This is a genomic window from Streptomyces sp. DG2A-72, from assembly GCF_030499575.1.
Taxonomy (GTDB): domain Bacteria; phylum Actinomycetota; class Actinomycetes; order Streptomycetales; family Streptomycetaceae; genus Streptomyces.
This window is the reverse complement of record NZ_JASTLC010000001.1, coordinates 6068386-6093634: the sequence shown is the minus strand read 5'-3', so window position 1 is coordinate 6093634 and position 25249 is coordinate 6068386. Positions and strand designations below refer to the sequence as shown.

Below are 25249 nucleotides of genomic sequence, written 5' to 3'. Positions count from 1 at the left end.
GACAGCAAGATCCGGTCGTGCACGTACTGTTGAGTAGTCTCTCCGCTCGCCCCCGGTTCCCGCGTCACCATGGCGTCACAGCCTCGTCCCAGAGCTCACGCCCCGTCGTGGAGCCGGCGCAGGCGGGGTGGGATCGGTGGCTCGGGAGGACGGAGTGGGGCATGCGGACGGATGTGCAGCAGGGACCGGAGATCTGGCTCCGCGGCCCGGTGGCCGTGACCGGGCCGGAGGGCCCCGCGCATCCCGGTGCCGCGGCCCGGCGCTTCTCCTGGGTCGGCACGCACGGCGGGGCGGGCGTCTCCACGCTGGCCACCGTCTACGGAGGCCGGGACTGCGGACGTGACTGGCCCGGCCCCGATGATCCGCGGTCGGTGCTGCTCGTCGCCCGCACCCATGCGACCGGCCTGGCGTCCGCCCTGCACGTCGTGGAGGTCTTCCGACGCGGGGAGGCCCCGCCGGGACTCGACCTCGACGCCGTCGTCCTCGTCGCGGACGCCCCCGGCCGGCTGCCCCGCCCGCTCGCCCGGCAGGTCAAGGTGATCGAGTCGGTGATCGACGTGTACCGCGTGCCGTGGGTGCAGAGCTGGCGCCTGGGCGACCTGAGCGGGACGCCACCGCGCGAGACCGCGGCCCTGGCGCGGCTCACGGAGGTACGGACTCGCTGACCGCCACCGAGATCGCCGCCGCCGTACGGTCGGGGGCGCTGCACGCCGTCGATGCCGTAGCGGAGTCGCTGGAGCGCATCCGGCATGCCGAGCCCGAGCTGTGCGCCTTCGTCGAGGTGTGGGGCGAGGAGGCGCTGCGGCGGGCGGGCGAGGTGGACGCACGGGTCGCCGCGGGCGAGCGGCTGCCGCTGGCCGGGGTGCCGATCGGCGTGAAGGGGCGGCGGCACGGGCTGCGTACGGCGGCTCCGCTGATCGATGCCGGGTGCGTCCCTGTGGGCGCCACGTCGGTTCCCGGGCCCGGAACTCCCTGGCAGACCTGGGGACTTGGCGCATACGGCCGTACCGTGAATCCCTGGCGCGCCGACCGCACCCCAGGTGGCTCCTCCGCCGGGTCCGCCGTCGCGGTGGCCGCGGGCCTGGTGCCGCTGGCGACCGGCAGCGACGGGGCGGGGTCGGTACGGATCCCCGCCGCCTGGTGCGGGGTCGTCGGCCTGAAGACGACGAACACCGACCGTACGGGGCTCATGGCGGCCGGGGTGCTGGCGCGGTGTGCGGAGGATGCGGCGGCGTACTGGCGGATCATGGCCGGGGAACAGCCATCGGATTCCGAAGCACCGGCACCGACCGCCGTCTGGGCCCCCGACCTCGGCTTCGCGGCCCCCGATCCGGACCTCGTCGCCATCGCCCGTACGGCGACGCAGCACCTCGCGAAGACCGGCGTCGTACGCCTCGCAGGAGCCTGCCTCCATCTCGAAGACCCGGCTCCCGCCTGGCTCGCCCTCCGCACCCCCGGCGCCGACCCCACCGCCGCCCACCGCCTCCGTGCGGAGAACGACCGCCGCCTCGACGCCCTCTTCGCGGACGCGGACCTCCTGCTGACCCCGACGACCCCGAACCCGCCGCATAGCCACGACGGCCCGGGCGACCGCTACTCCACGGCGCTCACCTGGGCGTTCAACCTCAGCGGCCACCCGGCGCTCAGCCTCCCGGCCGGTTTCGGCGCCGACGGCTGTCCGGTCGGGCTTCAGCTGGTGGCGGCGCGCGGCCGGGAGGCGTTGCTGCTGGGGGTGGCGCGGGAGGCGGAGGGGCGAGCTGGGTTGCGGGTGAGGCCGACGCCGTACAAGTGACCCATGGACATTTAAATGTATGCGCATATACTGCGTACGCAAGTAGCCGTCGTACGCCGACCAAGTGGGGGATGTCATGAGCCGCCGTTTCCTGTTCCTGCTGGGCAGCAGCCGTAGTGAGGGCAACACCGAACTGCTGGCCCGCAAGGCCGCCGAGCAGTTGCCCCCGGACGTCGAGCAGGAGTGGATCGACCTCGCCGCCCGGCCGCTGCCCGACTTCGAGGATCTGCGGCACGACAGCGACCACGTCCGCCCCACGGAGGGCAACACGGGGTTGCTGCTGGACGCGACGCTCTCGGCGACGGACATCGTGATCGCCTCGCCGCTGTACTGGTACTCGGTGTCCGCCTCCACCAAGCGCTACCTCGACTACTGGTCGGGCTGGCTGCGCACCCCCGGCCTCGACTTCAAGGCGACGCTGGCCGGGCGCACCCTCTGGGGCGTCACCGCGCTCGCGCACGAGGAGCGGGAGGTCGCCGACCCGCTGATCGGAACCCTCAACCACTCGGCCGCCTACATGGGGATGCGCTTCGGCGGAGTCCTGCTCGGCAACGGCAGCAAGCCCGGTGACGTGCTGAAGGACGCCGAGGCGCTCGCCCAAGCCAAGACGTTCTTCGCCCAGGAGGCGCCGCTCGCCCGCTTCCCGTACGACGGCTGACTCCTCGTGCCCCGTAAGGGGCGCGGGGCTGTGTCGATTTGCGGCTGCCGCCGCGTGGGCGCGACCAGCCCCCACCGGCCCGCGCCCGCGGCGGAGCCGCACGTCGATACAGCATCACTGCGCTTCCAGCGGAGCGCTTACGCCGTGATGTCCTTCGCCGTGAACCGCGCCCAGGCGGCTGCGCCGAACACCGCGGCGTAGAGGCCTTGCAGTCCGAGGTTCTTCACCAGGTCGTCCCAGTAGATCGGGTCGCGCATGACGTCGGCGAAGGACAGCCAGTAGTGGGAGAAGAAGTACGGCTGAAGTGCGTGCAGTTGCGGGATCTGGTCGAGGATCTGGACGGTGATCAGCAGACCGACCGTCGTCGCCATCGCCGCGATGCCGCTGTTGGTGAGCGTGGAGACGAACAGGCCGAGGGCCGCCACGCCCGTCAGTGACGCGGCGACGACCAGCGCGATCAGCAGGGCTCGGCCCAGGCCCTCGGTGAAGCCGATCTGGGTTCCGGAGATCGTCGTGAGGTCGCCGAGCGGGAAGAGCAGCGCGCCGACCGTGAGCGCCGAGGCCGCGACCACCAGGGTGGCCACCAGGCAGAAGACCATCGTGGTCGCGTACTTGGTGAGCAGCAGGCGGGTGCGGCCGGCCGGGGCGACGAGCAGATAGCGCAGCGTTCCCGCATTGGCCTCACCGGCGATCGCGTCGCCCGCGATGACGCCGATGGCCATGGGCAGGAAGAAGGGGAGCGTCGCGGCCAGCGCGGTGAAGACCAGGAAGAGGCCGTTGTTGGTGATCTGCGAGACGAACGCGGGCCCCTCGCCACCGCCACCGCCTCCGGCGACCCCCGAGCCGTCGCTCGTCTCGATCTTGACGGCGATCCCGACCAGGATGGGTACGGCGGCCAGCACACCGAGGAGCGCGAGCGTGCGCCAGCGCCGGAACGTCGTCACCAGCTCGCTGCGGAGGAGACCGAAGGTCCACAACGGGCTCTGTTTCCGGGGAACTTGGAGCTCGCCCGACCCGACCAGCTCAGCCTGCGACATCGAAGCCCTCCCCCGTCAGCGCCACGAACGCGTCCTCCAGGGAAGCCCGTTCGACCCCGAACCCGCGGACCCGGACCCCCGCCGTCACCAACGCGGCGTTCACCTCGGCGAGATCACGCTCGGGCGGTTCCGCGGTCACTCGGTCGTCCTCGACGATGACGTCCGAGGCGCCCTGCTCCTTCAGCACCCAGGCCGCGTCGCCCGTGTCCGGGGTGGTGACGACCAGCCGGCCCCGTGTCCCGGCCGCCAGGTCCGCCACCGCGCCCTGTGTGATCAGCCTCCCCTGCGCCATCACGGCGGCATGGCTGCAGACCTGCTCGATCTCGTCCAGCAGATGGGAGGAGAGGAAGACGGTCGTGCCGTCGGAGGCCAACTCCCTGATCAGGGAACGGATCTCACGCATGCCCTGCGGGTCGAGCCCGTTCGTCGGCTCGTCGAGGACGAGGAGACGGCGGGGCTGGAGCAGCGCGGCGGCGAGACCCAGCCGCTGCTTCATGCCGAGCGAGTACGCCTTCGCCTTCTTGCCCCCTGCTGCGGTCAGGCCCACCCGGTCCAGCGCCGCCGCGACGCGTGCACGCCGGGTGCGCGGGTCGGCGGTCGGGTCGGCGGCGTCGTACCGGATGAGGTTGTCGCGGCCGGAGAGGAAGCCGTACAGCGCGGGCCCCTCGATCAGCGCGCCGACGTGCGGCAGTACGGCGCGCGTGCCCCGGGGCATGGGCTGCCCGAGCACGCGTGCCGTGCCGGAGGTCGGCTCGATGAGGCCCATCAGCATGCGGATGGTGGTGGTCTTGCCGGAGCCGTTCGGACCGAGGAAGCCGAAGACACTGCCCGCCGGGACGGTCAGATCCAGACCGTCGACGGCGAGCTGCCCGCCGCGGAAGCGCTTGGTGAGCGCACGGGTCCGGATGACCCCGTCACCAACACCCTCCGTGTCCGGCTCCGTGGCGGGTGGCTCGTCCATCGGCTCCCTCGATTCGTCGTACGCGTACGGTACTTCGCGTACGAGTGTTCTGCGTACGGCTGTTACTTGGCCGCGTTGGCCGCCTTCACCAGGGCGTCCTTCGTGACCGTGCCGACGTAGACCTTGCCGTCGTCCGTCATCAGGGCGTTGACCAGGCGGGTCTTGAAGACCGTGCCCTCGCCGAACTTGCCGGTCACCTTGTCGCCGAGCGAGTTGAGGAAGCTGCCGACCTCGCCGCCGACCTCGGAGCCGGAGGGCATGCCCTCGCCGCCGGTCTCGAAGACGGCGATGGAGTTCCAGCCCTCGCCTATGATCTTCGGCTCGCCCTCGGGCGCCGACCGCTTGTCCGGAGCCTTGGAGTTGTCCGGGGTCCGGAAGTTGTCCGGAGCCTGGCCATGCTTCCCGGCCGCGACGTCGCCCTCCTCAGTGACCTTCGCACCCTTGGGCGGGGTGAAGTCGAAGGTGGAGGCGGCCGGCTTGGCGAAGGTGACCTGGGTGAAGCCCGCGTCCACCACGGCGGCGCCGCCGCTCGCCGGGGTCAGCGTGAACTTCAGCGGCAGACCGGTCTTCGCGTCCACCCCGACGGTGATCGCCCCGACCGTGGAGCCGGAGTCCTTCGGCTTGATGAGCAGCCGGTAGGCGTCCCGGCCCGCGATCTGGGCGGTGCCGTCGACGGTCACGGACGTCGTGTCGTCGACCGACTTCAGGGCCTCCTCGGCGAGCTCCTGGGGCGTGGTCGGGACGTCTTCCTTCGTCTTCCCGCCGGCGCTCTCGGATGCGGTGCCGTGGTAGACCTCGTTGGACGCGCTGTCGTAGCCCCAGATGTCCTTGCCGTTGTGGATCAGGCTGTACTCGGCGGCGTTCTGAAGCAGCGAGATCTTCTGCTTGTCCGGGCCGTCGGCGGCCACGCGTACGGTGTGCGTGCCGGACGCCAGCTCCATGAGCTTGGAGCTCGGGTCGGCGGACGAGCCCTCGCCCGACCGCGTCGCCCCGGACATCAGGCTGCTCTCCAGGCCGCCGAGGTCCGGCAGCCCCAGGTCCGTGCTGATCTTCACCGTGCCGGACAGCTGCTCCACGTCCGATGCGGCGATCTTCTCGATGAGTTGCTGTGCGCTGATCTTGGGCAGGTCGGGGTCGCCGGAGTCGGCGATCGCCGGGACGAGCCCGATCGTCGCCGCCGCCACGCCCACCACCGCGACCGGAACGACGTACCGCGCGGCCTTGCGGCGTCCGGCGCGGAGGTCGTCCACCTCGCCGGCGGTCGTGCTGTCGTCGGATTCATACGGTGCCATGTGTGCCTTACCTCCGTCGTAGCGGCGGCTGTCGCTTGATCGCACTCGTCCCACCCTGAGCCGCCATTCTCACCCGAATCGGTGAGGAGTGGTGTTTTCCCGTGGTCTCCAGTTGACCAAATCCGCCGGAGGTATACGTCAACCTGCGGAGCCAACTCCGCGTACTGCTGCGGTATGACATGCGAGGGCGGCGCCTCCCCCGACCCGTAGGGGTCGCACGGGGAAGACGCCGCCCTTCGTTGTGGATCAGTGCGTGGATCAGCCCTGGATGAACACGTGGTCCGCCTGGTAGGGCACGCCGACGATGGCACCGGGTGGCCTTGAGGTCCAGCTCCGGGATGTTCTTGTCGCCGTTGGGCGTCCTGCTGATGACCGATCCGGTGACGGCGCTGCGGTCGGGCGCGATCCACTGCGGCATACCGGAGTTGGGAACAGGGGCGGGGTGGTCACCAGCGGCGACCACCCGTCACCCTGAACTCAAGCCGGTGTCGGTTCGGCCGGCTTGCACTCTTGGAGCAACTGCGTGAGCCGCTCACACGCCGACTCAGGGCGAATCAGCGCAAGCTGAACCTACCAACTTCAGGCACGGGCACCTCGCCCGCGCCCCGCAGACTGGCGGCGAGAATGGTTCCGCCCTTGCCGCGCGCCACGGTGCCGCTCTGGCTCACGATGCCTCCGCCTCCGGTGTGCCCCGCATGGTCGGCGCGGTTGCCTCCGGCGGCGAAGGCGGGAATCACCGCGGCGGCGACACCACCGGCGGCGGCCACCGCGACAGCGATGACGATCAGGCTCTTACGGCGCAGTGAGTAGTCGCGTTCATGCCCATAATTCTTTTTGCCTCCCCGGAGTGCAGCCGAGGCCCCCCGCGTCAGCTTCTGGGCATGAATACAGAGGCGATCTCAGTCTGGATGCAATCCAGCAATGTGACCTGTGTCACGCCGCCAGCCCTCGCCGCCCAGCGCCGGAACTAGCCCGCCCGATGCACCACGGCGTCACACAACTCCAGCAGCGCCGCCTTGGCATCGCACTCCGGCAACGGAGCCAGCGCGGCCCGCGCATCCTCCGCATACCGCACCGTGTCCCGCCGCGCCTGCTCCAGCGCCGGATGCTCCCGCAACCCGGCGAGCGCCTCCGCGAGCCGCGCGTCGTCACTCAGGTCGGAGTCCAGCAGCTCGCACAGTGCGACATCCTCGGCCAGCCCCAGCCGGGCCGCCCGCTCCCGCAGCCGCAGCACCGGAAGCGTCGGAATCCCCTCGCGCAGATCGGTCCCCGGCGTCTTCCCGGACTCGTGCGAGTCGGACGCGATGTCCAGTACGTCGTCGGCGAGCTGGAAGGCGACCCCGAGCCGCTCCCCGTACTGCGTCAGCACGTCGATCACCGTCTCGTCGGCGCCCGACATCATCGCCCCGAACCGGCACGACACCGCGACCAGCGACCCGGTCTTCCCGCTCAGCACGTCCAGGTAGTGCTCGACGGGATCCCGGCCGTCCGTCGGGCCGGCCGTCTCCAGGATCTGTCCGGTCACCAGCCGCTCGAACGCCTCCGCCTGCACCCGCACCGCCTCCGGACCGAGATCGGCGAGGGTGTGCGAGGCGCGCGCGAAGAGGAAGTCGCCGGTGAGCACGGCGACCGAGTTGCCCCAGCGGACGTTCGCGCTGGGCACCCCGCGCCGTACGGCCGCCTCGTCCATCACGTCGTCGTGGTACAGCGTCGCGAGGTGCGTCAGCTCGACGACCACGGCGGACGGCACGACCCCCGGTGCGTACGGGTCCCCGAACTGCGCGGAGAGCATCACGAGCAGCGGCCGGAACCGCTTGCCGCCAGCCCGCACCAGATGCTGCGCGGCCTCGGTGATGAACGGGACCTCACTCTTGGTGGCTTCGAGCAACCCTTCCTCGACAGCCGTCAATCCGGCCTGGACATCGGCTTCCAGAGCCTGGTCCCGCACGCTCAGCCCGAACGGCCCGACGACGGTCACGAGGGGTCTCCTGTCTGCTGGTGTCCACTGGCGTTTACACGGTTTGTCGATAGGTCGCTGCCATCACTCAAGTCAGCGTATCCGGTCACCTTTCGATCACCGATGCCCACCCACCCGTGCAGCACGGGCGGTATCGGATCACGACCGGTATGTTTTCGATCATCTGAAAAGAATGGAAATCTATCGACTTACTCGGAAGTAGGGAGGTGTGTCCATGAACATCCGTACACCCTTCCCCTACGAGACGACTCACGACGACCTCCGCATCCCCCTGTCGGACGGGACCCTGCTGTACGCGCGCATGTGGCGCCCGCTCACCGACGAGCCCGTACCGGCGCTCCTCGAATACCTCCCGTACCGCCTGACCGACTGGACCGCCCCGCGCGACTTCCAGCGCCACCCCTGGTACGCGGGCCACGGCTACGCCTCCGTCCGGGTCGACGTGCGCGGGCACGGCAACAGTGAGGGCGTGCCGGGCGACGAATACGCGGTGACGGAACTGGCCGACGGGGTCGAGGTGGTCAACTGGCTGGCGGCGCAGCCCTGGTGCGACGGCAAGGTGGGCATGTTCGGCATCTCCTGGGGCGGCTTCAACTCCCTCCAGATCGCGGCCCTCGCGCCCGAGCCGCTCAAGGCGATCGTGACTGTCTGCTCGACGGACGATCGCTATGACAACGACGTGCACTACATGGGAGGTTCCGTCCTCGCGGACATGCACGCCCGGGCCGCCACCATGCTCGCCTTCGCCTCCCGGCCGCCCGATCCGCGGTACGTCGGCGAGGCCTGGCGCGAGATGTGGGTCGAGCGCATGGAGGCCGTCCAGCCCCTCGTCCACACCTGGCTCGCCCACCAGACCCGGGACCGGTACTGGCGCCATGGCAGCGTCTGCGAGGACTACGGCGCGATCAAGGCGGCCGTCCTCGCGGTGGGCGGCTGGCACGACCCGTACCGGGACAGCGTGCTGCGGCTCGTCGAGCACCTTCCGTCCGATCGCGTACGAGGACTGATCGGCCCCTGGTCGCACCAGTACCCCGACCGCGACCTGCCGCCCGGCCCGGCGATCGGGTTCCTCCAGGAGACGCTGCGCTGGTGGGACCACTGGCTGAAGGGCAAGGGCGCGCTCCCCGAGACCCTGTTGCGTGCCTACGTCACCGACTCCCACCGCCCCGCCACGGCCTACGGCACCCTGCCCGGCCGCTGGGTCGGCGAGCCCGCGTGGCCCTCCCCGAACGTGACGACGGTGACGTACGCCTGTCAGGGCGCCCCCGTCCTCGTACGGTCGCCGATGCACACCGGGGTGGACGCCGGCCGTTTCCTCCCCATCGGCAACGATGCCGACCTGCCGCCGGACCAGCGGGAGGAGGACGCGCGGTCGGTGTGCTTCGAGTTCGCGGTGGCCGAGGAGACGTGGGTACTGGGGCGGGCGCGGGTGGGGCTGCGGGTGACCGCGGAGGCGCCGCGGGGGCAGGTCGTGGCGAGGGTATGTGACATGGCGCCGGACGGCTCGTCGACCCTGGTCACGCGCGGAGCGCTGAACCTCTCGGCACGACAGGGCCGCGACCGAACCGTGCCGTGGGTGCCGGGCACCACCGAAGAGGTGACCATCGAGCTGAATGCCATCGGCCACGCCTTCCCGCCCGGCCACCGCATCCGGCTCGCCGTCTCCTCCGCGTACTGGCCGTGGATCTGGCCACAGCCCGACTCGGCGGCGGGCTTCACCCTGGACCCGGCGGGCAGCTTCCTCGAACTGCCCGTACGAAAGCGGGAATTTGACCGAAATATCCGTTTCGAGGAGCCCGAGCAGGCCGAGCCGCTGGGCGTCAACTTCCCCGCCACGCTCGACGAGCCGCACCCCGAGCGCCTGGTGGTGCGGGACGTCGCGCGGGGCGCGTGGCGCCTTGAGGTCGACCCGCGGTACGGCGGCACACGCGTGTACCCCGACGGACTGGAGTGCACCGAGGACGCGCTGGAGACGTACACGATCGACGAGACGGACCCACTGTCGGCCCGCGCCCGCTCCGACTGGTCGATCCGGCTGCACCGCCCGGAACAGGGCTGGAACACCACGGTCCGCAGCCGCTCGGAGATCGGCTGTGACGGGGACCACTTCACCGCCTCCGACGAGGTGATCTGCACGGAGGGCGACCAAGTCATCTTCCATCGGACCTGGGAGAAGCGCATCCCGCGAACGGCCGGTCGATAAAACCCTCTTGGCCCGATTGCCCGTTTTGCCATTCTTTCGAACGCACGTGACTTGACTCACGTCCCGGCCTGCACAGAAAACACACAGGCATCCGCCGATCCGCCTTCCGCCATGGCCAGTTGAGCTTGGCAACCGCAAAGGATCAAGCAGCACATTCGCCCCACACCAAGGTCAATAGGTGCGATGTGTGAATCCGATGCTTGTTTCGGACATGTGCTCTCGCATACGTTCCCGGCCTGTCGGGCGGACGCCGAATCCTGCCGCCGCCCGAGCGACCCATTGACCAACTCACCGCACGGCAGGAGCGGGGGACCCAGGTAAGCCGCCGGACCGGACGCCGCGCCGGGACGGCTCGGGGTGAAGCCATGTCCGTCAGGGTGTGGCCGGGCACCTCCCAGCCCGAACCCGACAGCTCACCTCGCAGGCGCCGGAGAGGAACTTCGCCATGGCTGCAGCCGGTAAGCACCGTCGTACCAGAACCGCTCGCATCACCCGCGCCGTCGCCGTCGCCGGCACCGGCGTCGCCGTCCTCGCGCTGCCGGTCATCGGCGCGACCAGCGCCTCGGCGGCCACCCCGACCGTCGCCACCGCCACCTCGCTGGGCTACGCCGACACCCTCGACGGCTGGATCCGGGCGTCCCTCCAGGTGATGGCGCAGAACGGCATCCCCGGGTCGTACGACGGCATCTACCGCAACATCATGCGGGAGTCCTCGGGCAACCCGGCCGCCATCAACAACTGGGACTCCAACGCCGCCGCGGGCACCCCGTCGAAGGGCCTCCTCCAGGTCATCGACCCGACCTTCGAGGCGTACCACGTGGCCGGCACCGCGTTCAACCCGTACGACCCGGTCGCGAACATCACCGCCGCCTGCAACTACGCGTTCCAGCGGTACGGCTCGATCGACAACGTCTTCGGCGCGTACTGAGAACTACCCCGTCGGGTAGAGACGTTCGAGGACGACGGCGATGCCGTCGTCCTCGTTCGAGAGGGTGATCTCGTCGGCCACCGCCTTGAGTTCGGGATGGGCGTTGGCCATGGCGACGCCGTGCGCCGCCCAGTCGAACATGGGGATGTCGTTGGGCATGTCCCCGAAGGCGACGGTCTGCCCAGGTCCCAGTCCCAGATGCTCGGCGGCCAGCGCGAGCCCGGTCGCCTTGGTCACCCCGCATGGCTGGAGTTCGACGGTCCCGGGCCCCGACATGGTGACCGTCGCGAGTGAACCCACCACGGCGCGCGCCGTCGCCGCCAACTCGTCGTCGGACAGGGCAGGATGACGCAGCAGCACCTTGCTGATGGGCGCGCACCACAGGTCGTCGCGGCGCCCCACGCGTACGGCGGGCAGGGTCGGGTGGGGCATCAGGTACCCCGGTTCGATGAGTGTGAGCCCGTCGACGCCATCCTGGTCGACGGCGGCGTACACCTGCCCGATCTCCGCCTCGATCTTGCCGAGCGCGGTCTCGGCCAGCTCCCGGTCCAGCGTGACGGACCACAGCAGACGGTCCGCGCCGGCGTCGTACACCTGCGCGCCCTGTCCGCACACCGCGAGCCCCCCGCAGCCGAGGATGTCGAGCAACGGCCGCACCCTCGGGGCCGGCCGCCCCGTCACCACCAAGTGCCGGGCGCCGAACGCCGTCACCTGCGCAAGCGCGGCGAGCGACCGGTCGGAGAGCGTGTCGTCGCCCCGGAGCAGGGTGCCGTCCAGGTCAGTGGCGATGAGTGAATATGCGATGGGTGCGGCCATGATCAGAGAATACGGACAGAAAGCCCCACCGACTCGACGCGAACAGGACGCCTCCTACGGCGACTTGGGCCGGAGCGCCCCCGTTTCACTCCCTCGGGACGCCCCTGGACCGGCTGACACCGTGACGCCGTGACGTCTCCTTCCCGAAGGCACCTCCAGCAGGCCACCGCCGCCGTCCGGAACGGCTTCGGTGACGTCGCTGACCTGCGGCTGCCGCAGCAGGCCTCGCCCCCGTAACGTGTGCCGCGACCACATGACACACCTGGCATACGGACCGCACGAGAGCGAGGCAGCACCCATGCCCCCCTTCGATGTCCCCGAGGGCGACCCCTTCGGCCCGCACAACCTTCCGTACGGTGTCTTCTCCCCCGCCGTTACCACGGAGCGGAGGGTCGGGGTCCGGCTCGGCGACCACGTCCTCGACGCGGGCGCGGCGGCGCACGCGCTCGGCTCCCCGTACGCCCCCCTGCTCGCCCGGCCCACCCTCAACCCGCTGCTCGCCGCGGGCCGCACCACCTGGTCGGACGTACGGCGCGCGCTGACGGCGTGGCTGACGGTGCCGTCCCACCGGGAGACCGTCGAGCCGATGTTCCACCCCCTGTCCTCGGTGACCCTGCACCTCCCCTTCGAGGTCGCGGACTACGTCGACTTCTACGCCTCCGAGAACCACGCCCGGAACGTCGGCCGTATCTTCCGCCCCGACGCCCCCGACTCCCTGACCCCCAACTGGAAGCATCTGCCGATCGGTTACCACGGCCGCTCCGGCACGGTGGTCGTGTCGGGCACGGATGTCGTACGACCGTCCGGGCAGCGCAAGTCCCCCGCCGATCCGGCGCCCGTCTTCGGCCCTTCCGTCCGCCTGGACATCGAGGCGGAGGTCGGTTTCGTGGTGGGCACGCCGTCGCCGATGGGCCGACCGGTGGGGCTCGGTGACTTCCGGGACCACGTCTTCGGCCTCTGCCTCCTCAACGACTGGTCCGCACGCGACATCCAGGCCTGGGAGTACGTCCCCCTCGGCCCGTTCCTCGGCAAGTCCTTCGCCACGTCGGTGTCGGCGTGGATCACGCCGCTGGACGCGCTGGAGGAGGCGCGGGTGGCGCCGCCGGAGCGGACACATGCGTTGCTGCCCTATCTGGACGATGCGCAGGAGGAGCCTGGTGGCTACGACCTGCGCATCTCGGTCGCCGTCAACGGCCATGTGGTCTCCGAGCCCCCCTTCTCCACCATGTACTGGACCGCCGCCCAGCAACTGGCCCACATGACCGTCAACGGCGCCTCCCTGCGCACCGGCGACCTCTACGGCTCCGGCACGGTCAGCGGCCCGGCCGAACACGAACGCGGCTCCCTCCTGGAACTGACCTGGAACGGCCGCGACGCCCTGGAACTCCCCGACGGCAAGCGGACGTTCCTGGAGGACGGGGACGTGGTGACGCTGTCGGCTTGGGCGCCGGGGGCGGACGGGGTGCGGGTCGGGTTGGGGGAGGTTGTGGGGCGGGTTGTGGCGGGGAGCTGAGGCGGAGAGCTGACGCGGGGGGGGGCCGGAGGGGGCAGGCGCGGGGATCGGGTGGTGCTTGTGCCATGACTCGGGCGTCCAACGCCGTCATACTTACGGCGGGCGGGATGCCCAGTAGCCGCACCCCCTCCCGAAGCGCAGCCTTCCCGACCAGGATCCGGAGACCCTGGCATGACCGTCTGCCTGCTCCTGCTGAGCGTCGTCGCCCTCACGGCCGCCGTGCCGGTCCCGCGTGCGCTGACCGGGGCGGTGTGGCCGGAGCGGGAACCCGTGGTCGGGCTGTGGGTGTGGCAGTGCCTGGTCGCCACCGTGCTGCTGTGCTGCCTGACGGCGCTCGTGCTGGGCACGGCCGCCGTCTTCCACACCGTCCGCGACCGGGTCTTCGCCCCCGCGCCACCGTCGGTGACCGCCGCGTACGACCTGTCCACGGCCCCGGCCTGGGCCGCCGCCCTCACCCTGCTGCTGGCCTGCGGAGCCGCCTGGACGACGGCTGTGCTCGCCCGCGAGCTGGTGGAGGCGCGCAGGCGCCGCGGCCAGACCCGAGCGCATCTGCGGGAACGCGCCCCCGAACTTCCGGCCGGGCTGGGTGCCGCCGCGCGCGGTCCACTTCTGGTCCTCGAGGACGAGTACCCCGACGCCTGGTGGATGCCCGGCAACCCGCCCCAACTGGTCGTCACCACCGGCGCCCTGCACCGGCTGACCGACCACCAGCTCGACGCCGTCCTCACCCACGAACGCGACCACGCCCGCGCCCACCACGACTGGCTGCTGCACCTGTCCACCGCCCTCGCCACCGGTTTCCCCCGCATCCCGCTCTTCGCCCACTTCTGCGACCAGACCCACCGCCTGGTCGAACTCGCCGCCGATGACACGGCATCCCGCCGGTGCGGCCACCTGACCACCGCACTGGCGTTGATCGAGCTCAACCAGCACCGGGGCGTCCTCTCCTGCGCATCCAGCCACCGCCTGCTCGGCGAGCGCGTGGACCGGCTCCTTGAGCCCCGCCCACGGCTGGGCCGCCGTCGCAGGATCATCGCTACGACGACGGCCGGGCTGGTGCCGTTGCTGCCCCTGCTGATCCTTTTCGGCCCGGGGTTGACGGCGTTGGCGTAAGGGGACCGGAGGGGGATGGCCCCGCTACTTCGGGTCGCGGTTGAAGACCGACTTGGACCAGAAGTAGCCGAGTGCGGTGAGGGCGAGGCACCAGGCGATGGCGAGCCACCCGTTGTGGCCGATCTCGCTGCCGAGCAGCAGACCGCGCAGGGTCTCGATGGCCGGGGTGAACGGCTGGTACTCGGCGATCGGCTGGAACCAGCCCGGCATCGCGTCGATCGGGACGAAGGTGCTGGAGATGAGCGGGAGGAAGACCAGCGGCAGCGCGTTGTTGCTGGCCGCCTCGGCGTTCGGGCTGACCAGTCCCATCCCGACCGCGAGCCAGGTGAGCGCCAGGGTGAACAGCGTGAGCAGGGCGAATGCCGCGATCCACTCCAGGGCCGTGGCATCCGTGGAGCGGAAGCCGATGGCCACGGCGATGGCGCCGACGAAGACCACGCTCATGACCGCCTGTAGCACGCTGCCGAGAACGTGCCCGATGAGCACGGAGCCGCGGTGGATCGCCATCGTGCGGAAGCGGGCGATGACGCCCTCGTTCATGTCCATGGCGACGGACACGGCAGTGCCGACCGCGGTGGAGCCGACGGTCATCATCAGGACGCCAGGCACAAGGTAGGCGATGTACTCGGACCTGTCCGCGCCGCCGCCCCCCATGCCCGCGCTCATCACGTCACCGAAGATGTAGACGAAGAGCAGCAGGAGCATGACCGGCGTGAGCAGCAGGTTCAGGGTGAGGGACGGGTAGCGGCGCGCGTGCAGGAGATTGCGCCGCAGCATCGTGGACGAGTCGCGCACGGCGAGGGGGAGGGCGCTCATCGGACGTTCTCCTTGGGCTGGTTGGGGACGTCGGCCGAGCCGGTGAGGGCGAAGAAGACGTCGTCGAGGTCGGGGGTGTGCACGGTCAGCTCGTCCGCCTCGATGCCGGCGGAGTCCAACCAGTCGAGGATGGAGCGCAGCTCGCGCTGGCTGCCGCCGCTGGGGATGTGCAGGGCGAGGGATTCGTCGTCCCGGGTGACCTCGCGCAGCGCCGTGGCGGCGGACTGGTAGGCGGCCGGGTCGGTGAAGCGGAGTCGGACGTGTCCGCCGGGGATGAGCCGCTTGAGCTCGTCGGCCGTGCCTTCGGCGGCGATCTTGCCGTCGTTCAGCACCGCGATGCGGTCGGCGAGTTCGTCGGCCTCCTCCAGGTACTGGGTGGTGAGGAAGACCGTGACCCCGTCGGAGACGAGTTCGCGGATGATGCTCCACATGTTGTGGCGGGAGCGCGGGTCGAGACCGGTGGTCGGCTCGTCGAGAAAGATGATCCGTGGACTGCCGACCAGCGTCATGGCGATGTCGAGCCGCCGCTTCATACCGCCGGAGTAGCTCTGCGCGGGCTTCTTCGCGGCCTCGACGAGATCGAAGCGTTCCAGCAGCTCGGCGGCGACCCGTCGCCCCTCGGACTTGGACAGGTGGTGCAGGTCCGCCATGAGGAGCATGTTCTCCTCGCCGGTGATCAGCCCGTCCACGGCCGAGAACTGCCCGGTGACACCGATCGCGCCGCGCACGGCCTGCGGTTCGGCGGCGATGTCGTGGCCCGCGACCTGGGCCTGTCCGCCGTCGGCGGTGATGAGCGTGGACAGGATCTTCACAGCGGTGGTCTTCCCGGCGCCGTTCGGCCCGAGCAGCGCGAACACGGAACCGGCCGGGATGCGCAGGTCGATGCCGTCGAGAACGGTCTTGTCGCCGTACGACTTGCGCAGACCGACGGTGGAGACGGCGGCGGGCGACTGCGGACCGTCGCCGCCACGCCTGGACGTGGGCATGACAGATGAAGGCATGGAGCCCTCCCTTTCGAAGGCTGGAGTGGGGTGGGGATGGGGCGTGTTGAGATGGGGCGTGTTGAGGATGGGGCGCTCAGGACTTGGCGCGGCGGATGTCGATGTTGCCCCAGTTGGTCCGTGCGCGGACCTTGACGGTGTCCTCGGTCTGCTCCGGAGCCTCGGACGCGGCGAGCGTGTTGCGTACCTGCCCACGGTTGGAGCTGACGTCGAGCCAGGCGGCGGTGCCCTTGCGGATGCCGACCTCGATGGCACCGTTGGAGGTCTCCAACTGGACCTCGCCGCGAGCGACTTCGGCGATGCGAAGGTGGCCGTTGGTCGAGGTGCCGGTGACCGACGCCGCGGCGCGCGCGATATCGATGCCACCATTGGTGCCGTTCACCCGCAGATCGCCGGTCACGGTGCCGACGGTCGTGGTGCCGTGCGAGTTCTTCAGGACGGCGGAGCCATCGACGAGGCCGACGCGCATGTTGCCGGAGTTGGTGGTGATCTCGGCGTCGCCCTCGATGCGGTCCACGGTGATCGAGCCGTGGGACACGGTCAGTTGCACCGGTCCGGTCTCATCGAAGCGGGCGTCGCCGGTCGAGGTCTTCATATGGACCTCGCCGAGCCGGCCTTCGCCAAATGCCTGGACCCAGGAGCCAGTCACGTCGACGCGCGATCCTGTGGGCAGATCCACCGTCACGTTGACGGAGCCGGACGGCCCGATGAGGTAGCGCTCCTTGGTCCTGACGGTCAGGACGCCGCCGACGTACGTCACCTCGGTCTGCTCGGCGGCCCGCACGTCCTTGTCCCTCTTCGGGTCGCCGGGCCGCACTTCGACGACCGTGTCGAGGCGGTCGCCCGCGGTGAACTGGATGGAACCGGCCCCCACGTGCGCCGTGACCGAAATCGGTTCGGGTGTGTCAAAAGAAGGCATGGCTGTCCCGTCCTCTTGAGTCTTTGGGGTGTCCCCGCTGGTGGGACGTGGTGTGGGTGAAGTGGTGTGGGTGTTGGTGGCGCGGGCTGGGTAGTGCGGGCCGGAGGCCGGCTAGCGCACCCAGCCCGTGAAGCTCTGTCCGACGGTCCTGACCTTCTCCGTCGTATGCGGCCGGGCGCCACCGTCGACCGCGGCCGACACGGCCCGCACCAGCCACGCGTTGACCGACAGCCCCTCACGGCTCGCGGCCTCCTCGGCACGCGCCTTGAGGTGCGCCGGCAGCCGCAGATTGACGCGAGCGGTGCCACCCTCGTCACCGTCGGCGGGAGCCGGGGCCCTGAGGTGTTCGACGGGCGCGACAGGCTCCGCGGGGGTGCCGTCGTCGGTCGACGGCAGTGTCACCACGAAGTCGGGGTCGAGCCCACGCAGCCGTACGTCGACCGAGCCGGGAGCGAGTTCACGGGTGATCTCGTCCATCGCGGCGGAGAGCACATTGAGCAGCGTCAGACGGGTCGCCGACTCCAGGGGAGCCGTGAGCCGCTCGGCCAGCTCGCGGGCTTCGTCACCGCCGGCTTCGGCGGCCACCGCGAGTTCACGGCGGAGGGTGTCGACATACGGCGTGAGGTCCATGACGCCATCATGGCACCACAATGGCGCTACATGCAAGCCGTGAGATGACACCCTGGACCCGGAGCCCTGCCGAATCCGCCCTGACCTGCAGAAACGCACTGGCACCCGCTTGAGTAATCGCGGCACCACATGCCCTCATGCACTCCTCGGCGCACAGAATGGCACCGCGAGGCACCAGATGGCGCCACCTGGCACCACGTGACGCCATTGCGGCGTCACAGGCCCCCTATCCCCAGTCGTCCGGCTCCGGTTCCGCGTCCATCTCGGGCCAGTGGTCGTCGTCTCCCGTTGCACCGGCGACCGCGGGAGCGGAGCCGGGCGCCCCGCCCTCCAGCGAGGCCAGCACCCCGATGACGCCCTCCCCGTACGTCGCGAGTTTCTTCTCACCCACCCCGCTGACACCGCCGAGCCCTCGCACCGACGTCGGCCACACCGTGACGATCTCCCGGAGGGTGGCGTCATGGAAGATCACATACGCCGGGACACCCTGCTCACGGGCCTGCTCGGCGCGCCACGCGCGCAGCGCCTCGAAGGCGGGCAGCAGTTCCTCGGGCAGCTCGGCCACCGCCGCCTTGGGCTTGCGGTCGCCCCGGCCGGACGAGGACGACGTCGTACGCGTGGACACCGGCTTCTTCGGTTCCTTGCGCAGCGGCACCTCCCGCTCCCGCCGCAGCACCTCCCCGCTCGCCTCGGTCAGCACCAGCGTGCCGTACTCCCCCTCGACCGCGAGCAGCCCCTGCGCCAGCAACTGCCGTACGACGCCCCGCCATTCGCCCTCGGACAGCTCCTCGCCGATGCCGAACACGGACAGCTGGTCGTGGTCGAACTGGATCACCTTGCCGGTGCGCTTGCCCAGCAGGATGTCGACGATCTGCACCGCGCCGAACTTCTGCCCGCGCTCCCGCTGCAGCCGCACCACCGTCGACAGCACCTTCTGCGCGGCGACGGTGCCGTCCCACGTCTCCGGCGGGGTCAGACAGGTGTCGCAGTTGCCGCAGCCCGCCAAATCGGGATCCTGACCGAAGTAGGCGAGGAGCTGGCCCCGGCGGCACTGCGCCGTCTCGCACAGCGCCAGCATCGAGTCCAGGTGGGCGGCGGCCCGTCGCCGGAACGCCTCGCCCCCCTCGCCGGACTGGATCAGCTTGCGCTGCTGTATGACGTCGTTGAGCCCGTACGCCATCCAGGCTGTGGACGGCAGCCCGTCCCGCCCCGCACGCCCTGTCTCCTGGTAGTAGCCCTCCACCGACTTCGGCAGATCCAGGTGCGCGACGAACCGTACGTCCGGCTTGTCGATCCCCATCCCGAAGGCGATGGTCGCCACCACGACCAGACCGTCCTCCCGCAGGAACCGGGACTGATGCGCCGCGCGCGTGCCCGCGTCCAGACCGGCGTGATACGGCACCGCCTCGATGCCGTTGCGGCTCAGGAACTCGGCCGTCGACTCCACCGACTTGCGGGACAGGCAGTACACGATGCCCGCGTCGCCCGCGTGCTCCTCGCGCAGGAAGCTCAGCAGCTGCTTCTTGGGGTCGGCCTTCGGCACGATCCGGTACTGGATGTTGGGCCGGTCGAAGCTCGCCACGAAGTGGCGGGCCGTCGGCATGTTCAGCCGCTGGGTGATCTCCTGGTGTGTCGCGTGTGTGGCCGTCGCCGTGAGCGCGATCCGCGGGACGTCCGGCCAGCGCTCCCCGAGCAGGGAGAGGGCCAGATAGTCAGGGCGGAAGTCGTGGCCCCACTGGGACACACAGTGCGCCTCGTCGATCGCGAAGACGGCGATCTTGCCGCGCGAGAGCAGATCGAGGGTGGCATCCAGCCGCAGGCGCTCCGGCGCCAGATACAGCAGGTCCAGCTCGCCCGCCAGGAACTCGGCCTCCACCACCCTGCGCTCGTCGAAGTCCTGCGTGGAGTTCATGAACCCGGCCCGCACACCGAGCGCCCGCAGCGCGTCCACCTGGTCCTGCATCAGCGCGATGAGCGGCGAGACGACCACGCCCGTACCGGGTCTGACCAGGGACGGGATCTGGTAGCACAGTGACTTGCCGCCCCCGGTCGGCATGAGCACGACGGCGTCCTCGCCGGCCACGACATGCTCGATGACGGCTTCCTGCTCGCCGCGGAAACTGTCGTACCCGAAGACCCTGTGGAGCGTGGCAAGCGCCTCGCTCCCGGCTACCGCTGTCATCCCGCCGATCCCGCCCGTCCCACCCATCGCTGTGCCCCCGTACGCCGTACCTCGACCACTGCCTCCACGATAGGGGCCCGCTCTGACACCGTCGGAGTTATCCACAGGCTTCACCCGCCCCGAGACCCACGGAACAGCAGCCACCTCACGCATACAGCCGCCCGGCACCCCAGAGCGTGGGGTGCCGGGCGGCTGTATGCGTCCGGATCGGTTCAGCGCACGAACACTCCCGCCTGGCTCGCCAGGTCCAGGAAGTACTGCGGCGCCACACCGAGGACCAGCGTGACTGCCACTCCCACGCCGATCGCCGTCGTCGTCAGCACCGACGGCACGGCGACCGTCGGGCCCTCGGGCGTCGGCTCGCTGAAGAACATCAGCACGATGACGCGGATGTAGAAGAACGCGGCGATCGCCGACGAGATCACACCGACCACGACCAGCGGGCCCGCGCCACCCTCCGCCGCCGCCTTGAACACGGCGAACTTCCCGGCGAAGCCGGAGGTCAGCGGAATGCCCGCGAAGGCCAGCAGGAACACCGCGAACACGGCCGCCACGAGCGGCGAACGGCGCCCGAGACCGGCCCACTTGGACAGGTGCGTCGCCTCCCCACCGGCATCCCGTACCAGCGTGACCACCGCGAACGCGCCGATCGTCACGAACGAGTAGGCGCCCAGATAGAAGAGCACGGACGACACCCCGTCCGGCGTGGTCGCGATGACACCCGCGAGGATGAAGCCCGCGTGCGCGATCGACGAGTACGCCAGCAGCCGCTTGATGTCGGTCTGCGTGATCGCGACGATCGCACCGCCGAGCATGGTGACGATCGCTACCGCCCACATGACCGGCCGCCAGTCCCAGCGCAGGCCGGGCAGCACGACGTACAGGATCCTGAGCAGCGCGCCGAACGCGGCCACCTTGGTCGCCGCCGCCATGAATCCGGTGACCGGGGTCGGTGCGCCCTGGTAGACGTCCGGCGTCCACATGTGGAACGGCACAGCGCCGACCTTGAACAGCAGGCCCATCACGAGCATCGCGGCGCCGATGAGCAGCAGCGCGTCGTTGCCCATGGTGTCCGCGAGCGCCGGGGTGACGTTCGTGACCGTGCCGTCGACGACCTGCGCGATCGTCGCGTACGACACCGAGCCCGCGTAGCCGTACAGCAGCGCGATGCCGAACAGCGTGAACGCGGAGGCGAACGCGCCGAGCAGGAAGTACTTGACCGCGGCCTCCTGCGACATCAGCCGCTTGCGGCGGGCGATCGCGCACAGCAGATACAGCGGCAGCGAGAAGACTTCCAGGGCGATGAACAGCGTCAGCAGGTCGTTGGCCGCCGGGAAGACCAGCATGCCCGCGATCGCGAACAGCAGCAGGGGGAACACCTCGGTGGTGGTGAACCCCGCCTTGACCGCGGCCTTTTCACTGTCGCTGCCCGGCACGGAGGCGGCCTGCGCGGCGAACGAGTCGACCCGGTTGCCGTGCGCCGCCGGGTCCAGCCTCCGTTCGGCGAACGTGAACAGACCAACCAGACCGGCGAGCAGGATCGTGCCCTGCAAGAACAGGGCCGGCCCGTCGACCGCGATGGCGCCCATCGCCGCGATGCCCGCGCGGGTCGTGCCGTATCCGTCCGCCGCGAGCGCGACGACCGCCGCGAAGGCGGCGACCAGCGCCACGACGGAGACGAACACCTGCACGTAGTAGCGGGCCTTGCGCGGTACCAGCGCCTCGACCAGCACCCCGACCACCGCCGCCCCGACGACGATCAAGGTCGGCGACAGTTGTCCGTATTCGATCTTCGGCGACTCGATCTTCGAGATCGGATCGGCCGCGGTTGTCCACAGGCTGTGGACGACTGCTGTACTCACTTGGCCGCCTCCACCTCGGGCTGAGGATCCTTCTGTTCTACGTCGGACATGGTCTGCTTGACCGCCGGGTTCACGATGTCCGTGACGGGCTTCGGGTAGACGCCCAGGAAGATCAGCAGCGCGACCAGCGGGGCCACGACCACGAGTTCACGCACCCGGAGGTCCGGCATCGCCGCGACCTCCGCCTTCACCGGGCCCGTCATCGTCCTCTGATAGAGGACCAGGGTGTAGAGCGCGGCCAGCACGATGCCGAACGTGGCGATGATCCCGATGACCGGATAGCGCGCGAACGTGCCGACCAGGACCAGGAATTCACTGACAAAGGGGGCAAGTCCGGGCAGCGACAAAGTCGCCAGGCCACCGATCAGGAACGTGCCCGCGAGGACCGGAGCGACCTTCTGCACGCCCCCGTAGTCCGCGATGAGCCGCGAGCCGCGCCGCGAGATCAGGAAGCCGGCCACCAGCATCAACGCGGCCGTCGAGATCCCGTGGTTGACCATGTACAGCGTCGCGCCCGACTGGCCCTGGCTGGTCATCGCGAAGATGCCCATGATGATGAACCCGAAGTGCGAGATCGACGCGTACGCCACCAGGCGCTTGATGTCCCGCTGCCCGACGGCGAGCAGCGCCCCGTAGATGATGCTGATCAGCGCCAGTACGAGGATGACGGGCGTCGCCCACTTCGACGCCTCCGGGAACAGTTGGAGGCAGAAGCGGAGCATCGCGAAGGTGCCCACCTTGTCGACGACCGCGGTGATGAGGACGGCGACCGGAGCGGTGGCCTCCCCCATCGCGTTGGGCAGCCAGGTGTGCAGCGGCCACAGCGGTGCCTTCACCGCGAACGCGAAGAAGAAGCCCAGGAACAGCCAGCGTTCGGTGTTGGTCGCCATGTCGAGCGAGCCGTTGGCCCGCGCCTCGGCGATCTCCTGGAGCGAGAAGTTCCCGGCGACCACATACAGGCCGATCACGGCGGCCAGCATGATCAGACCGCCGACCAGGTTGTAGAGCAGGAACTTCACGGCCGCGTACGACCGTTGCGTCGATGCCACCTTCTCGCCGTGCTCGTGGGCACGGTCCCCGAAGCCGCCGATGAGGAAGTACATCGGGATCAGCATGGCTTCGAAGAAGATGTAGAAGAGGAAGACGTCGGTGGCCTCGAAGGAGAGGATCACCATCGCCTCGACGGCCAGGATCAGGGCGAAGAAGCCCTGCGTCGGCCGCCAGCGCCTGCTTCCGGTCTCCAGCGGATCGGCGTCGTGCCAGCCCGCGAGAATGATGAACGGGATCAGCAGAGCGGTCAGCGCGATCAGCGCCACCGCGATGCCGTCCACGCCCAGCTCGTACCGGACCCCGAACTCCGCGATCCAGGCGTGGGATTCGGTGAGCTGGTAGCGGTCACCGTCGGGATCGAAGCGCACCAGTGTTGTGATGGCCAGCCCGAGGGTGGCCAACGAGACCAGCAGCGCCAGCCACTTGGCGGCGGTGCGCTGGGCGGCCGGTACGGCGGCCGTGGCGATCGCCCCGATCGCCGGGAGCGCCGCCGTCGCTGTCAGCAGTGGAAAGGACATCGGTATCAGACCGCCCTCATCAGCAGGGTCGCGGCGACGAGGATCGCCGCGCCGCCGAACATCGAGACCGCGTACGACCGCGCGAAGCCGTTCTGCAGCCTGCGCATCCGTCCGGAGAGGCCGCCGACCGAGGCCGCCGTGCCGTTGACGACTCCGTCGACCAGGGTGTGGTCGACGTACACCAGGGACCGCGTCAGGTGCTCGCCGCCGCGGACCAGGACGACGTGGTTGAAGTCGTCCTGGAGCAGATCGCGCCGGGCGGCCCGGGTGAGCAGCGACCCGCGCGGGGCGGCGACCGGGACCGGGCGGCGGCCGTACTGCGCGTAGGCGAGGGCGACACCGATGACCATGCACGCCACGGTCGCTCCCGTGACCGCTCCCGCGCTGATCGGCGAGTGGCCGTGGTCGTGCCCGGTGATGGGCTCCAGCCAGTGCAGGAAGCGGTCGCCGATGCTGAAGAAGGCACCGCCTGCCACCGATCCGACGGCCAGCAGGATCATCGGGATCGTCATGGACCTCGGCGACTCGTGCGGATGCGGTTCCGCGTGCTCGCCGTGGGTTTCGGCGGCGGGCTCCACACTCGGCTCGGCGGGGGAAGCCGTCTTGGCGTGCCGCCAGCGTTCTTCTCCGAAGAACGTCATCAGCATCACGCGCGTCATGTAGAACGCCGTGATGGCCGCGCCGAGCAGGGCCGCGCCGCCGAGGATCCAGCCCTCGGTGCCGCCCTTGGCGAACGCCGCCTCGATGATCTTGTCCTTGGAGAAGAAGCCGGACAGGCCCGGGAAGCCGATGATGGCGAGGTAGCCGAGGCCGAAGGTGACGAAGGTGACCGGCATGTACTTCCTGAGGCCGCCGTACTTCCTCATGTCGACCTCGTCGTTCATGCCGTGCATGACCGAGCCGGCGCCGAGGAACAGCCCGGCCTTGAAGAAGCCGTGCGTCACCAGGTGCATGATCGCGAAGACGTAGCCGATGGGGCCGAGGCCCGCGGCGAGGATCATGTAGCCGATCTGCGACATGGTCGAACCGGCCAGCGCCTTCTTGATGTCGTCCTTCGCGCAACCGACGATCGCACCGAACAGGAGCGTGACGGCGCCGACCACGGTGACCGCCAACTGCGCGTCCGGCGCGGCGTTGAAGATCGCTCCGGAGCGGACGATCAGATAGACGCCCGCGGTCACCATCGTCGCGGCGTGGATGAGGGCCGAGACCGGGGTCGGGCCCTCCATCGCGTCCCCGAGCCAGGACTGCAGCGGCACCTGGGCGGACTTGCCGCAGGCGGCCAGGAGCAGCATCAGCCCGATGCCGGTGAGGGTGGCCTCGCTGGTGCCGCCGACGAGGCCCTCTTCTTCGTGGCTGCCGAGCACCGGGCCGAAGGCGAAGGTCCCGAACGTCGTGAACATGATCATGATCGCGATCGACAGGCCCATGTCGCCGACCCGGTTGACCAGGAAGGCCTTCTTCGCGGCGGTCGCCGCGCTGGGCTTGTGCTGCCAGAAGCCGATCAGCAGGTAGGACGCCAGACCGACGCCTTCCCAGCCGACGTACAGCAGCAGGTAGTTGTCGGCGAGGACGAGCAGCAGCATCGCCGCGAGGAACAGGTTCAGATAACCGAAGAAGCGGCGGCGCCGCTCGTCGTGCTCCATGTACCCGACCGAGTACAGGTGGATCAGCGAGCCGACGCCGGTGATCAGCAGGACGAACGTCATCGACAACTGGTCGAGCTGGAAGGCGACGTCGGCCTGGAAGCCCTCGACCGGCACCCAGCTGAACAGGTGCTGGCCGAGTTCGCGTTCCTCGGCGCCCTTCCCCAGCATGTCGACGAAGAGGACCACGCCGATCACGAAGGAGACGGCCGCGAGGACCGTCCCGATCCAGTGGCCGACGGCATCGAGCCGCCGGCCGCCGCACAGCAGTACGGCCGCTCCGAGCAGAGGCGCCGCCACCAGCAGCGCAATCAGGTTCTCCACGATTCAGCGA

General features: G+C 69.9%; 21 protein-coding genes and 1 riboswitch. Of the genes, 7 read left to right on the top strand and 14 right to left on the bottom strand.

The features are described from left to right. Positions 1 to 161: 161 nt before the first annotated feature. The 3 genes from QQY66_RS29095 to QQY66_RS29085 all read left to right on the top strand — a co-directional run bounded on the left by QQY66_RS29095 (position 162) and on the right by QQY66_RS29085 (position 2450). The gene (locus tag QQY66_RS29095) at positions 162 to 665 is read left to right on the top strand and encodes a DUF6668 family protein (protein WP_301983229.1); all 504 of its coding nucleotides are present in this window, start codon (positions 162 to 164) and stop codon (positions 663 to 665) included. Between the two features lie 38 nt (positions 666 to 703). Next, on the top strand, positions 704 to 1792 hold the full coding sequence (locus QQY66_RS29090) for an amidase (RefSeq protein ID WP_367667091.1): 1089 nt from the start codon (positions 704 to 706) through the stop codon (positions 1790 to 1792). Between the two features lie 76 nt (positions 1793 to 1868). Further along, a complete protein-coding gene (locus QQY66_RS29085) occupies positions 1869 to 2450 on the top strand; it encodes a flavodoxin family protein (protein ID WP_301983228.1) in 582 nt (193 codons plus the stop codon). Positions 2451 to 2587: 137 nt separating this feature from the next. Here the strand turns inward: QQY66_RS29085 and QQY66_RS29080 are convergent, their stop codons facing one another. From QQY66_RS29080 to QQY66_RS29060, 5 genes are all read right to left on the bottom strand, one after another. Next, on the bottom strand, positions 2588 to 3487 hold the full coding sequence (locus QQY66_RS29080) for an ABC transporter permease (protein WP_301983227.1): 900 nt from the start codon (positions 3485 to 3487) through the stop codon (positions 2588 to 2590). Beyond that, the gene (locus tag QQY66_RS29075) at positions 3474 to 4448 is read right to left on the bottom strand and encodes an ABC transporter ATP-binding protein (RefSeq protein ID WP_301983226.1); all 975 of its coding nucleotides are present in this window, start codon (positions 4446 to 4448) and stop codon (positions 3474 to 3476) included. The genes QQY66_RS29080 and QQY66_RS29075 overlap by 14 nt, the downstream gene beginning before the upstream one ends. Before the next feature lie 62 nt (positions 4449 to 4510). Continuing rightward, on the bottom strand, positions 4511 to 5740 hold the full coding sequence (locus QQY66_RS29070; RefSeq protein WP_301983225.1) for a sigma-E factor regulatory protein RseB domain-containing protein: 1230 nt from the start codon (positions 5738 to 5740) through the stop codon (positions 4511 to 4513). 554 nt (positions 5741 to 6294) lie between these two features. Further along, positions 6295 to 6507: a hypothetical protein gene (locus tag QQY66_RS29065; RefSeq protein ID WP_301983224.1), complete on the bottom strand. Its 213-nt coding sequence runs from the start codon at positions 6505 to 6507 to the stop codon at positions 6295 to 6297. A 200-nt stretch (positions 6508 to 6707) separates the two neighbouring features. Beyond that, entirely contained in the window at positions 6708 to 7718 is a 1011-nt protein-coding gene (locus QQY66_RS29060) for a polyprenyl synthetase family protein (RefSeq protein ID WP_301983223.1), read from the bottom strand. A 214-nt stretch (positions 7719 to 7932) separates the two neighbouring features. On the opposite strand from QQY66_RS29060, the gene QQY66_RS29055 reads away from it, so the two are divergent. Together QQY66_RS29055 and QQY66_RS29050 are read left to right on the top strand one after the other, a co-directional pair. Further along, positions 7933 to 9921 (top strand): CocE/NonD family hydrolase, encoded by a 1989-nt coding sequence (locus QQY66_RS29055; protein ID WP_301983222.1) that lies wholly within the window; start codon positions 7933 to 7935, stop codon positions 9919 to 9921. A gap of 279 nt (positions 9922 to 10200) precedes the next feature. After that, a riboswitch (cyclic di-AMP (ydaO/yuaA leader) is annotated at positions 10201 to 10363 on the top strand. Between the two features lie 3 nt (positions 10364 to 10366). Further along, the gene (locus QQY66_RS29050) at positions 10367 to 10849 is read left to right on the top strand and encodes a transglycosylase SLT domain-containing protein (RefSeq protein ID WP_301983221.1); all 483 of its coding nucleotides are present in this window, start codon (positions 10367 to 10369) and stop codon (positions 10847 to 10849) included. Between the two features lie 3 nt (positions 10850 to 10852). On the opposite strand, the gene QQY66_RS29045 is transcribed toward QQY66_RS29050, so the two are convergent. Further along, on the bottom strand, positions 10853 to 11665 hold the full coding sequence (locus QQY66_RS29045; protein WP_301983220.1) for an HAD family hydrolase: 813 nt from the start codon (positions 11663 to 11665) through the stop codon (positions 10853 to 10855). Between the two features lie 298 nt (positions 11666 to 11963). On the opposite strand from QQY66_RS29045, the gene fahA reads away from it, so the two are divergent. Continuing rightward, positions 11964 to 13178, top strand: a complete 1215-nt coding sequence (gene fahA / locus QQY66_RS29040; RefSeq protein ID WP_301983219.1) for a fumarylacetoacetase — start codon at positions 11964 to 11966, stop codon at positions 13176 to 13178. 171 nt (positions 13179 to 13349) lie between these two features. Beyond that, the gene (locus QQY66_RS29035) at positions 13350 to 14291 is read left to right on the top strand and encodes a M56 family metallopeptidase (RefSeq protein WP_301983218.1); all 942 of its coding nucleotides are present in this window, start codon (positions 13350 to 13352) and stop codon (positions 14289 to 14291) included. Positions 14292 to 14315: 24 nt separating this feature from the next. On the opposite strand, the gene QQY66_RS29030 is transcribed toward QQY66_RS29035, so the two are convergent. From QQY66_RS29030 to nuoL, 8 genes are all read right to left on the bottom strand, one after another. Next, the gene (locus QQY66_RS29030; protein WP_301983217.1) at positions 14316 to 15107 is read right to left on the bottom strand and encodes an ABC transporter permease; all 792 of its coding nucleotides are present in this window, start codon (positions 15105 to 15107) and stop codon (positions 14316 to 14318) included. Then, positions 15104 to 16108 (bottom strand): ATP-binding cassette domain-containing protein, encoded by a 1005-nt coding sequence (locus tag QQY66_RS29025; RefSeq protein ID WP_301983216.1) that lies wholly within the window; start codon positions 16106 to 16108, stop codon positions 15104 to 15106. Before QQY66_RS29025 ends, QQY66_RS29030 begins: the two co-directional genes overlap by 4 nt. Before the next feature lie 76 nt (positions 16109 to 16184). Then, positions 16185 to 17027: a DUF4097 family beta strand repeat-containing protein gene (locus tag QQY66_RS29020; protein WP_301983215.1), complete on the bottom strand. Its 843-nt coding sequence runs from the start codon at positions 17025 to 17027 to the stop codon at positions 16185 to 16187. Positions 17028 to 17138: 111 nt separating this feature from the next. Beyond that, the gene (locus QQY66_RS29015; RefSeq protein WP_301983214.1) at positions 17139 to 17657 is read right to left on the bottom strand and encodes a toxin-antitoxin system HicB family antitoxin; all 519 of its coding nucleotides are present in this window, start codon (positions 17655 to 17657) and stop codon (positions 17139 to 17141) included. Positions 17658 to 17883: 226 nt separating this feature from the next. Continuing rightward, the gene (recQ, locus tag QQY66_RS29010; RefSeq protein WP_301983213.1) at positions 17884 to 19866 is read right to left on the bottom strand and encodes a DNA helicase RecQ; all 1983 of its coding nucleotides are present in this window, start codon (positions 19864 to 19866) and stop codon (positions 17884 to 17886) included. A gap of 185 nt (positions 19867 to 20051) precedes the next feature. Continuing rightward, the gene (gene nuoN / locus QQY66_RS29005) at positions 20052 to 21701 is read right to left on the bottom strand and encodes an NADH-quinone oxidoreductase subunit NuoN (RefSeq protein ID WP_301983212.1); all 1650 of its coding nucleotides are present in this window, start codon (positions 21699 to 21701) and stop codon (positions 20052 to 20054) included. Next, the gene (locus tag QQY66_RS29000) at positions 21698 to 23269 is read right to left on the bottom strand and encodes an NADH-quinone oxidoreductase subunit M (protein WP_301983211.1); all 1572 of its coding nucleotides are present in this window, start codon (positions 23267 to 23269) and stop codon (positions 21698 to 21700) included. Before QQY66_RS29000 ends, nuoN begins: the two co-directional genes overlap by 4 nt. A 5-nt stretch (positions 23270 to 23274) precedes the next feature. Continuing rightward, on the bottom strand, positions 23275 to 25239 hold the full coding sequence (gene nuoL / locus QQY66_RS28995) for an NADH-quinone oxidoreductase subunit L (protein ID WP_301983210.1): 1965 nt from the start codon (positions 25237 to 25239) through the stop codon (positions 23275 to 23277). Between the last annotated feature and the right edge of the window lie 10 nt (positions 25240 to 25249).